8 protein-coding genes and 1 pseudogene are annotated in these 11290 nt (G+C 69.3%); 4 read left to right on the top strand and 5 right to left on the bottom strand.

Annotated elements, in window-relative coordinates:
- From ACWDU1_RS21735 to ACWDU1_RS21720, 4 genes and pseudogenes are all read left to right on the top strand, one after another.
- Positions 1 to 804, top strand: a pseudogene (locus tag ACWDU1_RS21735) (malate synthase G); the annotation flags it as partial.
- Between the two features lie 128 nt (positions 805 to 932).
- Complete coding sequence (locus ACWDU1_RS21730) at positions 933 to 1691, top strand: NAD(P)H-dependent oxidoreductase (protein ID WP_450000999.1); 759 nt, start codon at positions 933 to 935, stop codon at positions 1689 to 1691.
- Positions 1692 to 1951: 260 nt separating this feature from the next.
- Entirely contained in the window at positions 1952 to 3658 is a 1707-nt protein-coding gene (locus ACWDU1_RS21725; RefSeq protein ID WP_450000997.1) for a hydrogenase maturation protein, read from the top strand.
- A 156-nt stretch (positions 3659 to 3814) separates the two neighbouring features.
- On the top strand, positions 3815 to 4648 hold the full coding sequence (locus tag ACWDU1_RS21720) for an MHYT domain-containing protein (RefSeq protein ID WP_450000995.1): 834 nt from the start codon (positions 3815 to 3817) through the stop codon (positions 4646 to 4648).
- Between the two features lie 291 nt (positions 4649 to 4939).
- On the opposite strand, the gene ACWDU1_RS21715 is transcribed toward ACWDU1_RS21720, so the two are convergent.
- From ACWDU1_RS21715 to ACWDU1_RS21695, 5 genes are all read right to left on the bottom strand, one after another.
- Complete coding sequence (locus ACWDU1_RS21715) at positions 4940 to 6517, bottom strand: LVIVD repeat-containing protein (RefSeq protein ID WP_450000994.1); 1578 nt, start codon at positions 6515 to 6517, stop codon at positions 4940 to 4942.
- A gap of 130 nt (positions 6518 to 6647) precedes the next feature.
- On the bottom strand, positions 6648 to 7544 hold the full coding sequence (locus tag ACWDU1_RS21710; RefSeq protein ID WP_450000993.1) for a 3-methyladenine DNA glycosylase: 897 nt from the start codon (positions 7542 to 7544) through the stop codon (positions 6648 to 6650).
- The gene (locus tag ACWDU1_RS21705; RefSeq protein ID WP_450000991.1) at positions 7541 to 8605 is read right to left on the bottom strand and encodes a hemolysin family protein; all 1065 of its coding nucleotides are present in this window, start codon (positions 8603 to 8605) and stop codon (positions 7541 to 7543) included. The genes ACWDU1_RS21710 and ACWDU1_RS21705 overlap by 4 nt, the downstream gene beginning before the upstream one ends.
- Entirely contained in the window at positions 8598 to 9995 is a 1398-nt protein-coding gene (locus tag ACWDU1_RS21700; RefSeq protein WP_450000990.1) for a hemolysin family protein, read from the bottom strand. The genes ACWDU1_RS21705 and ACWDU1_RS21700 overlap by 8 nt, the downstream gene beginning before the upstream one ends.
- Before the next feature lie 283 nt (positions 9996 to 10278).
- A partial coding sequence (locus ACWDU1_RS21695; protein WP_450000988.1) for a GuaB1 family IMP dehydrogenase-related protein occupies positions 10279 to 11290 on the bottom strand: 1012 nt, incomplete at its 5' end.

The following is an 11290-nucleotide window of genomic DNA, read 5'->3' as shown; positions in this document are numbered from 1 at the left end:
GGCGACGAGATCCACACCTCCATGGAGGCGGGGCCCATGATCCGCAAGGCGGAGATGAAGACCCAGCGCTGGATCCTGGCCTACGAGGACTGGAACGTCGATACCGGAATCGCGACCGGTCTGCCGCACAAGGCGCAGATCGGCAAGGGTATGTGGGCCATGCCGGATCTCATGGCCGGGATGCTCGAGCAGAAGATCGGCCATCCGAAGGCCGGCGCGACCACGGCATGGGTGCCCTCGCCCACCGCCGCCACCCTGCACGCCACCCACTACCACCTGGTGGACGTGTTCAAGCGGCAGGCCGAGATCGCCAAGGGTGGTGCGCGCGCGAGCGTCGACGACATCCTGCAGATTCCGCTGGCGGCCCGGACGAACTGGACCGACGAAGAGAAGCAGCAGGAGCTGGACAACAACTCGCAGTCCATCCTCGGCTACGTGGTGCGCTGGATCGACCAGGGGGTCGGATGTTCCAAGGTGCCCGACATCTCCGATATCGCGCTCATGGAAGACCGCGCCACTCTGCGCATCTCCAGCCAGCTCATGGCCAACTGGCTGCGCCACGGTGTGGTGACCGCCGATGAGGTGGTGGCCAGCCTGGAGCGGATGGCCCCCGTGGTCGACCGGCAGAACGCCGGGGACGCCGCCTACCGCCCGATGGCGCCCGATTTCGCCGGTAGCGTGGCATTCCAGGCGGCCAAGGAGCTGATCCTGGAGGGCACCGCGCAGCCCAACGGTTACACCGAGCCGATCCTGCACCGCCGTCGCCGTGAGGCCAAGGCGCTGGCGGCCAAGAACGGCTCCTGACCGTCAGGTGATCGACCAGCAGCCCCCGGCCCGCATCGAGCGGGCCGGGGGCTGCGTTCGTTCCTGCCGCCGGCCCGGTCACGCGAGGCCGTGGAATGCCGGACCGGGCCGTCGTGGTTGCTCCCGGTATGAAGGTGTTGATCGTGTACGCGCACCCGGAACCCGATTCGCTGACCGGGGCACTGAAAGATGTGGCCGTCGACCAGTTGCGGGCCGACGGCCACGAGGTCCGGGTCAGTGATCTCTACGCCATGGGCTGGAAGGCGCACGCCGACGCGGCGGATTTCGGTGATGTGGCGGAAACGAACTTCATGCTCGCCTCCGGTGCGGCCTACGACAACGGCACACTCGCCGCCGATATCCGGGCCGAGCAGGAGAAACTGTTGTGGGCGGATACCGTCCTGCTGCACTTCCCGCTCTGGTGGTTCTCCATGCCCGCGATTCTGAAGGGCTGGGTCGATCGGGTGTTCACCTGCGGATTCGCCTACGGCGCGGGCGGAACGGCGATACCGCGCTACGGTGACGGCGTGCTGGCGGGCCGCCGGGCGATGCTGGTGGTCGCGATCGGCGGGCGCGAACCGGCCTACTCCGAGCGCGGAATCAACGGCCCCCTCGACGATCTGCTGTTCCCCATCCACCACGGCATCCTGTACTACCCGGGCATGGATGTGCTCGAGCCGTTCGTCGTGCACGGTGCGATCGGCGTGGACGACGAGAGATTCGCGGAGATCTCCACCGATTTCCGGAAGCGGGTCGGTGCGCTGGACCGGCTCGAACCGATCGCCTACCGGCGGCAGGCCGGCGGTGACTACGATCGCCGGCTCCGGCTCGAACCGGGCCGCGAGAGGGCGGGGTCGACCGGTTTCGGACTACATATCGGCTCGTGACCGGTGTACCGAGGGCCCGCGGGTGATCGGTTGCGGCACCGCGGTTGCCGAGGTGTTGCGGTGTCGCCGAGCCGGGAGGTCGCGGGCACACTCTGCCGGGGCCTGCCACGACCGCGGTGATGCGTGATGTACCCGCGTTGTCACTGCGGTCACTCCAGGTCCGGGATACGGTCCCCCGGGCTGCGTGCGCAACCGCGTGGGGCTAGCTTGTTCGGGAAGCGACAGTCGTACTTGGGGTTCGAGGTATTCGGCCCCGCCCGATGGAGGAAACCTTGCGCGTCCTGCTGGTCGCCAGTGCTTTCAACAGTCTCACCCAGCGCGTCCACACCGAACTGCGCCGCCTCGGACATACGGTCGGGGTGGAGCTGGCGCTCGGCGACGATCTGCTGCGGGCCCGGGTGGCCCGGTTCCGGCCGGAGCTGATCCTGGCGCCGATGCTCACCACCGCGATTCCCGAGGACATCTGGACCGAATACACGGTGCTGATAGTGCATCCCGGCCCGATGGGCGACCGCGGCCCGTCCTCGCTCGACTGGGCGATCGCGACCGGGGCGCGGGAGTGGGGCGTCACGGTATTGCAGGCCGTCGAGGAGATGGACGCCGGTCCGATCTGGGCCTCGGTACCGTTCCCGGTGGCCCTCTGCGGAAAGAGCGAGCTCTACCGCAACGAGGTATCCGATGCCGCCGTCGCGGCGGTGCTGCTGGCGGTGCGGCGATTCGCCGACGGCACCGTGGATCCCGAACCCCTGGACTACGCCCGCGCGGACGTACGAGGACGGTTGCGGCCGTATCACTCCCAGGAGAACCGGCGCATCGACTGGTCGGCCGACGATACCGAGACGGTCCTGCGCAAACTGCGCGCGGCCGATTCGCAGCCGGGTGTGCTCGACGAACTGTTCGGCCGGGAATACTTCCTGCACGGCGGCCATTACGAAGATCGGTTGCGCGGGGCACCCGGCGCGGTGCTCGCGACCCGCGACGGCGCCATCTGCCGGGCCACGGTGGACGGGGCGGTCTGGTTGCCGCAGTTGCGCGCCCGGCGCGTTCCGGGCGGCCCGAAGACCTTCAAACGTCCTGCCGTGGACGCGCTCGGCGCGGACCTGCCCGGTGATATCGCGGAGAACCCCGTGCCGCCGGCCGAGGCCGCGATGCGCGATACCTGGTCGGAATTGCGCTATCACGAACAGGGTTCGGTGGGGTACCTCGAATTCGCGTTCGCCGGTGGTGCGATGAGCACGGCGCAGTGCCGGCGCCTGCTCGCGGCGTATCGGCAGGCCTGCGACCGCCCGATCCGGGCGCTCGTACTGGGACCGGACCGGGATTTCTTCTCCAACGGAATCCATCTCGACGTCATCGAAGCGGCCGACGATCCCGCCGAGGAGTCCTGGCGCAATATCAACGCGATGAACGACCTGGTCGAGGCGATCCTGACCACAACCGACATCCTGGTCATCTCGGCGCTCGCCGGTAACGCCGCCGCCGGAGGTGTGATGCTGGCGCTGGCCGCCGACGAGGTGTGGTGCCGGGAGTCGGTGGTGCTCAATCCGCACTACCGGCTGATGGGCCTGTACGGCTCCGAATACTGGACCTACTCGCTGCCGCGCCGGGTCGGGACCGCCGAGGCCGCGCGGCTGACGCGGGACCCGCTGCCCGTCGGCGCGGCCGAGGCCGGGGAGATCGGGCTGGTGGACCGGGTCGTACCGGGCGCCACCCAGCGGTTCCGGGAGTGGGTCCGGCGGGAGGCGGCCGCGCTGGCCGACGCGCCCGAACTGGCCGAGCGGCTGACCGCGAAGAAACAGCGCCGCGAGGCGGACGAATCGGTCAAACCGCTGGCCCGGTACCGGGCCGAGGAGCTGGCGCAGATGCGCCGGAACTTCTTCGACGAGGGCGAGGCGTACCACGGATTGCGGCGGAACTTCGTCTACAACGTGGCGCCGCCCGCCACCCCGGCGTACCTGCTGACGTGAATCCGGCACTCGGGCCGGTAGCTCAGTTGTGACATCAAGTGGCGGTCGCGGGCCCACCTGGGGTGAAATTTTTACGCCGCAGCCCGGTGCGGGCGCGTCGAACTATGGTCCACGAGGCCTTGGTTCGGAAATCGACGACTACAGCGGAGTAGAGACGTGCTACACCTCGAGCACTTCAGCAACGGCTGGGTGACTCCTGTCCTGGCCTTTTTCATCTCGTTCGTCGGGTCGGTGCTGGGCCTGCGGTGCGCGGTCCGGGCCCGGACCGCCCGTCCCGCCATCGGCTGGCTCGTCGCGGCGGCGGTCGCGCTCGGCGGCGCGGGCATCTGGGTCATGCACTTCACGGCCATGCTCGGGTTCACGATCGACGGGACCAGCATCCGGTACGACATGCCCATGACCCTGCTCAGCGCGGCCATCGCGATCGTGGTGGTGCTGGCCGGGCTGGCCATCGTGGTACGCGGGCACCGCGAGGCGGTGGCACTGCCGCTGGGCGGCGCGGTCACCGGCCTGGGGGTGGCGGCCATGCACTATCTGGGAATGGCCGCGATGAACAGTGGGGCGTCGATGGAGTACGGCGTCGGGCTGGTGCTGCTGTCCCTGGTGATCGCGGTCGTGGCCGCGACGGCCGCGCTGTGGTTCATGCTGCATGTCCAGGGCTGGGGTAACACCGTCGGCGCCGGGCTGATCATGGCCGTCGCGGTCTGCGGGATGCACTACACCGGAATGGCGGCCATGAGCGCGCACCACGGCGAGCACCACGGGACACCGGAGGGCGTGGCGCCCGTCGAACTGCTCACGCCGCTGCTCACCACGGTCGCGCTGGTCGTGGTCGGGCTCGTAGTGCTGGTCGGTGTCGCCGAACTCGAGGTCCGCAGTATCGCGGTCGCGGGGCCCGCGCGGGAATCCGAGGATGTCGGAACCCTGACCACCGATCCGGCGACCCTGGCGCTGAGTGGCCGGCAGTGGCCGCGCCAGCCGCTGGACTGACACCGGCCCGGCTGTCGTACTCGGGACACCGGCCGCGGTCCCGTGTTGCCGGAGCGGCGGGCCACGCCCTAGTCTGGGCGGTCGTATCTGCAAGCCGAAGTGAGGAACAGCTCGAATGGGTAGTACCGCGCTCGATATCGCCGCGCTGATCGTGCAGCGAGCCGGAGAGTTCTGGAATTGGGTGGCCACCGGGTCGGCGGGATTCCCGCCGCTGTGAGCCGCTGAACGACCGTTTCCGGAGCCCGGGCCCCCGGTGGGGCGCCCGGGCTCCGTCGTATCCGGGTGACGGATTCAGGAGCCGACGACGGATTGTTGATCGGCCGGGGGCGCGTAGGCCGTCCCGTCGATGCGCAGAACCATGAAACCGTTGTCCGAGCAGGTGACGTAGAGATCGTTGCCGCGCCATTCCGGCGGTGACATACACCAGTCGGTGGAGACATCGCCGAAGGCGAGCTTGCCGGCCCGTGAGCTCAGCGCCTGGGACGGATCGAACTGCCCTTCCAGAACCGCCCGGGCCGCGCTGGGCGCCGTCATGGCCGGGATGCCGAGCAACGAGGCCAGCGCGTGTGGTGAGTTCACCAGTTCCAGGTTCCGGCCGGTCCGGGCCGGTGGATTGAAATAGGCGATTTCGCGGATGGCGCCCGGGTCGCGGATATCGAACACCCGGATTCCCGAGGACACCCATCCGCAGGCCAGCGCCGTCGGATTCGCGGGCCGGTCGGCCGTGCAGTAGTGGGATTCGTAGGCGAAGATGGATCCGCCCATCGACGAGCCGATATTGCTGTCCAGGTGCTGGGGCAGGTTGATCTCCAGTTTGATCTTCGCCACCACCCGCGGGTCCGCGTCCTCGGAGACGTCGATGAGTTTCACCCCGCCGGATCCGCCCTCGTCGACGGTATAGATATGCGGCCGCCCGTCGTAGGTGACCGGGATGCTGTGCTGGGTGGCCCAGCCGTCCGACCAGAACATCCGCCCGAGGTGGTGCACCTGCGGGTCGGGTTCGCGACGCTGAACCGCGCCGACATCGAGAACGGTGACCCCGCTGAGTGCCGACAGGTACAGGCGGGTGCCGTCCGGGCTCACCCCGAAGCCGTGTGCGGTGAGACCGGTGAGACCCTGCCAGATCACCCGCGGGTTCGCGGGATCGGTGAGATCGATTGCGCTCAGGAAGCCGGGGGTGATTCCGGAGGCCCAGTAGGTGTTGCCGTCGGGGGAGAAGCCACCTTCGTGGGTGGTGATCGGCAGCGGCATCCCGAGATTCGTGCCGGGACCCGGGTTGAGCAGCCGGGGATGGGCGCAGTCGGATACATCGTAGACCGAGAGGTAGCCGGCCCCGACGAGCAGCGGCACCCCGGTTCCCACCAGCAATTTGCGCCGGGTGTTGACCTTCAGGCTCTCCCACGTCCCGGCGACCATGGCCGGTTCGTTCAGAGTCACCGTCGGCCGGGGGTTCGCCGGATCGGAGACGTCGAGGACCTGTACACCCCCGTTCTGATGCAGGAGATTACCGGGGAAGAACGTCCCCATATAGGCGCAGTGCTCGAAGCTGGTGGAGGTGATGCCCGCTCCGCGCCCCGGGAACCGGCCGACCATGGACATATTGCACCGGTAGCCGTGGGTGCTGCGTCCGCTGTCGCGGTCGGCCGCCGGAACATCGCCCTGCAACCCGGTTTCGGGGAGCGAACCGGGACCACACGCGGCGCGGGGGACCGAGGTTCGACCCACGTCGAGGAATTCCCGGACCTGATCGTGGATATCGGATTGCAGGTCCGCGCCGGCGCTACCGGGCAGCAGGACCGCGACCACCGCGACGACCGCGCCGAGGACCGAAGCCCTCGTGCGGCGCAGTGCTCCGAAGGGACGCTCCATTGCATCCTCGTACTTCCCGGACTGTCTCGCCCGACCCGGCCGGGACGAGTTCGGTACACGGTCCCGGAATTGTCCAGTGATGGTAGCGATCCGGGAAACGCCCGGTCCGGGTTTTCGGGAAGGTTCGAGGTCAGCGCTGCGCGCCGAGCAGACCCTCGCAGGTCTCCAGTAGCCGTCCGCGAAGCACCGCGGCCCGCTCGGCGATATCGGCCTGCGCGCGGACATATTCGGCGCGGCCCGCCGGAGTTTCGATCGGCACGGGCTCGTAGCCGTAGTCCCGGAGGTCGTAGGGGCTGGCCCGCATATCGAGTTCGCGGGCGGCGCGGGCCAGACCGAAACAGTCCAGTACCAGATCCGAGGACACCAGCGGTGTCAGTTTGAAGCTCCACTTGTAGAGGTCCATATTCGCGTGCAGGCAGCCCGGCTGCTCGCTGTCGCGCTGGCCGTCGCGGGTGAGCGGCCGGTGGTTACGCGGGACGGCCGATTCGGTGAAGAAACGGAAAGCGTCGAAATGCGTGCAGCGCACCGGCATCGACTCGACGACGGCGTCGGTGCCGTCGGCGCCGAGCCGCAGCGGTACCGCGTCGTGGCGGACCTCGCGGGCGCGGTACACCATCGCCCACTCGTGCAACCCGAAACACGAGAGGGCGGGCGGGCGGGCGGCGGTCGCCCGCAACAGGCCGGCGATATAGCCGAGGGTGCCGGCGCGGGCACGCAGGAATCCGGGGTCGGCGGTGACCGCGGGACGCGGCTGGTCCGCACCGGGCCCGGCCCGCCGGTAACCCCGCAGCCCGAGGTATTCGGGGGCGTCGGCCAGGACGACACCGAAGCCGGGATGCCAGCGGCGCAACTGTGCCGGTTTGTGGCCGTAATAGGTGAACAGGAAATCGAGCACCGGATGCTTCGCGCCTGCCGCGCGCCGCCGCAGATGGTCCCCGGCCAGGCTGTCGGCCCGGGCCCGATGAGCGGCGGCCCGGCCGCGCCATTCGGTCTCGCTGAGCACCGTGCCCGTGACCGCCGCGGTCATTCGGCCACCCGGTGGGTGGTGTCGCGGACGGTACCCACGAACTCCTCGACGAGATCCTCGAGCGCGACGATCCCCGCCGTGTTACCCCGGGCGTCCACCACCCGGCCCAGATGGCTGCTGGTCCGCCGGAGCCGCGCCAGCGCCTCGTAGAGGGTGGTCCCGAGCAACACGGTCGGCAGCGGCCGGATATCGCTGCGCGGGATCTCGGTGTTCGGGCCCGCGTTCTCGTCCGAGACCTTGTCCAGCACATCCTTGACGTGCAGATAGCCCACCAGTGAACCGTCTTCGGCGCGGACCGGATACCGGGAGAAGCCGGTTTCGGCGACCGCGGTCTCCATATCGCCGAGGGTGGTGCCGCCGCTTCGCAACGGCACGGTGCGGGCCCGATCGAGTGGCACCATGACCTCGGCCACGAACCGCTCCCCGGTACCCAGGGCCTGGGTGAGGCGGCGATGTTCCTCCTCGTCCAGCAGACCCTCCGAACGCGATTCGCCGATCATCTCGGCGAGTTCGTCACTGGAGACGGTGGCCTCCAATTCGTCCTTGGGCTCGATGCGCAACATTCGCAGGGTGAGGTTGGCGGCGAAGTTGTAGATCGCGATCAGCGGCCGGGCGATCCGCAACCACACCAGATGCAGCGGCACCAGCAGCAGCGCACTGCGTTCGGGCCCGGCCAGCGCGATGTTCTTCGGGATCATCTCACCCAGCAGGATGTGCAGGATCACCACGATCGTGAGCGCCAGGACGAACGACACCGGATGCAGCAGCGCCTCCGGCAGCCCGATCAGCTCGAACGGCTGCTCCAGCAGATGGGCCACCGCCGGTTCGCCGACGCGGCCCAGCAGGATCGAGCAGATGGTGATGCCCAGCTGGGCGGCGGCCAGCATCATGGACAGGTTCTGACCGGCCCGGATCACGGTGTCGGCATTTCGTTTACCTTGGGCGGCCAGTGCCTCGAGCCGGTCGCGGCGCGCCGAGATCAGCGCGAATTCCGCGGCGACGAAGAAGGCGTTGCCGGCCAGCAGCAGTACCGTGAAGGCGACGGCGAGCAGATCACCCATGACGCGACTCCACTCCGGAGGGCCGGTGTTCGCGGCGCACCACGGCGTCGGCGTCCACCGGTACCAGGCGGATCCGGTCCACTCGGCGCCCGTCCATCCGCTCGACGCGGGCCAGCCAGCCGCCGGGACCGTCGACGCGGTTGCGGTCATGGCCGCGGCGCTGGGGGAGTACCACGATATCGCCGGTCACCGGAATGCGGCCGAGCCGGGCCAGCACCAGGCCGCCGAGGGTTTCGTAATCGCCCTCCGGCGCGAGATAACCGGTGGCGCGATAGATCTCGTCGATACGCAGCAGGCCGGAGCAGTCCCAGCCGTCGGAGACCCGGCGGACGTCACGTTCCTCCTCGTCGTGTTCGTCGCGGACATCGCCGAGGATCTCCTCGATGATGTCCTCCATCGTGACCAGGCCGGCGGTGCCGCCGTATTCGTCGACGACCAGCGCGACCTGCATTCCGTCGGCGCGGACGCGTTCGAGTACTTCGTCCCCGTCCAGACTGGCCGGGACCACCGGAACGGGCTGCGCGATCCGGTCCAGCCCGACACCGCCGCGGGTCGGCGCGGGATGGGTGAACGCCTGTTTGACGTGTACCACCCCGAGGGTGTTGTCGAGGTCGCCGTCGATCACCGGGAACCGGGAGAACCCGGTGCGGGCGGCCGCCTCGAGCAGATCGGCGATGGTGGCCGTGCGGTCCAGCGATTCGATCTTGACCCGGGGAGTCATGAGCTCCTCGGCGCTGCGCGCGCCGAACTGCAGGGAGCGGTCCAGGATCTGGGCGGTGCGCTGGTCGAGCGCGCCGTGCCGGGCCGAGGTGCGCACCAGCGAGCCCAGTTCCTGCGGTGAGCGCGCGGAGCGCAGTTCCTCGGCCGGCTCCACTCCGAACCGGCGGACCGCCCAGTTGGCGGAGCCGTTGAGGAATTGGATCATCGGCTTGAACACCGTCGAGAACGCCACCATCGGACCCGCGGTGGCGCGTGCGGTCGCCATGGGCGCGGCGATGGCGATGTTCTTGGGAACCAGTTCGCCGTAGATCATCGACAGCGAGGTCGCCAGGATCAGTGCCAGGACCAGGGCGATACCGATGGCCGCGGAATCCGGTATGCCGACCAGTGTGAACAGCGGGTGCAGCAGCCGGGCCAGCACCGGTTCGGCGATATAACCGGTGATCAGGGTGGTGATGGTGATGCCGAGCTGGGCCCCGGAGAGCTGGAACGACAGTGTGCGGTGTGCCTGGCGGACGGCGCGAGCCCGGACGTCGCCGTCGCGGGCCTGCGCCTCGACGGTGCTGCGTTCCAGGGCGGTCAGCGAGAACTCGGCGGCGACGAACAGGGCGGTACCCGCGGTGAGCGCCACGAAGCCGGCCAAACTGAGGATGGTGAGCAGAACGGCCATTTCACCACCACCCGGCGGGGATCACAGCGGAGAACGCTCGATCGGCGGGCGGTGCGGGCAGGGCCGGAGGGGGAGGGACGCCGGGTCTGTCACCCGGCTCGATAGATGAGCCCTCCTGAGTGGCGCCCTCGGACGCGGGTGACAACTGGTTCCTTTCGTCCTGATCGATTCGGCAGCCGACGGGGTCGGCGGTCCTCATGCTACCGGCCCGGGCACCCGGGTGCATGGGCCGGTAGCCGGTGCGGCGCCCGGACGAACGGACCCGCGGCGGATCGTCCGGGTCTCACCAGCCGCCGGGCAGCGGGCGGCCCTCGGCGAATCCGGCGGCCGATTGCACACCCAGCACCGCGCGCTGGTGGAACTCGCCGAGTGTGCGGGCGCCCGCGTAGGTGCAGGCGCTGCGGACGCCGGCGCAGATGTGATCGATGAGATCCTCGACGCCGGGTCGTTCCGGGTCCAGCAGCATGCGCGAGCTGGAGATGCCTTCCTCGAAGAGTGCCTTGCGGGCCCGGTCGTAGCCGCGGTCGGCGGCCGTACGCGCGGCGACGGCGCGCTTGGAGGCCATGCCGAAACTTTCCTTGTAGGCGTTGCCGTCCCGGTCCACCCGGAGATCACCGGGCGACTCGTAGGTGCCGGCGAACCAGGAGCCGATCATCACATTGGAGGCCCCCGCCGCGAGGGCCAACGCGACATCGCGCGGATGCCGGACACCGCCGTCGGCCCAGACGTGGGCGCCCAGTTCGGCCGCCGCCGCGGCACATTCGGCCACCGCGGAGAACTGCGGCCGGCCGACGCCGGTCATCATCCGGGTGGTGCACATCGCGCCCGGCCCCACACCGACCTTGACGATATCGGCGCCCGCGGCGATCAGATCGCGGGTGCCCGCGGCGGAGACGGTGTTCCCGGCCACCAGCGGGACGCCCAGGCCCAGATCGCGGATGGCTCGCAGGGTCTCCAGCATCTTCACCTGGTGCCCGTGCGCGGTGTCCACGACCAGCACATCGGCGCCGGCGTCGACCAGTGCCTTGGCCTTGGCCGGAACATCGCCGTTGATGCCGACCGCGGCGGCCACCCGCAACTGCCCCTCCGCGTCCACTGCCGGGGTGTAGATACCGTGGCGCACCGCGCCGGTGCGCGTCAGAACCCCGGCGAGGGTGCCGTCCGGATCCAGCAGTACGGCGAGCCCGGAATGGGCGGACTCCAGCCGGTCGAAGATCTCGGCGGGCGCGGCGGTCGCGGGGGCGGTCACGAAATCGGTATCGGCAACCTCGTGCAATCTGGCGAATCGGTCCACA

Source organism: Nocardia sp. NPDC003345, from assembly GCF_053589395.1.
This window is presented reverse-complemented; position numbering and strand designations above follow the sequence as displayed.

What these genes read in the sequence shown, in the direction of transcription:
- ACWDU1_RS21730 (WP_450000999.1), top strand. Translation starts at nt 933, where the DNA reads ATGAAGGTGTTGATCGTGTACGCGCACCCGGAACCCGATTCGCTGACC.
- ACWDU1_RS21725 (WP_450000997.1), top strand. Translation starts at nt 1,952, where the DNA reads ATGGAGGAAACCTTGCGCGTCCTGCTGGTCGCCAGTGCTTTCAACAGT.
- ACWDU1_RS21715 (WP_450000994.1), bottom strand. Translation starts at nt 6,517, where the DNA reads ATGGAGCGTCCCTTCGGAGCACTGCGCCGCACGAGGGCTTCGGTCCTC.
- ACWDU1_RS21710 (WP_450000993.1), bottom strand. Translation starts at nt 7,544, where the DNA reads ATGACCGCGGCGGTCACGGGCACGGTGCTCAGCGAGACCGAATGGCGC.
- ACWDU1_RS21705 (WP_450000991.1), bottom strand. Translation starts at nt 8,605, where the DNA reads ATGGGTGATCTGCTCGCCGTCGCCTTCACGGTACTGCTGCTGGCCGGC.
- ACWDU1_RS21700 (WP_450000990.1), bottom strand. Translation starts at nt 9,995, where the DNA reads ATGGCCGTTCTGCTCACCATCCTCAGTTTGGCCGGCTTCGTGGCGCTC.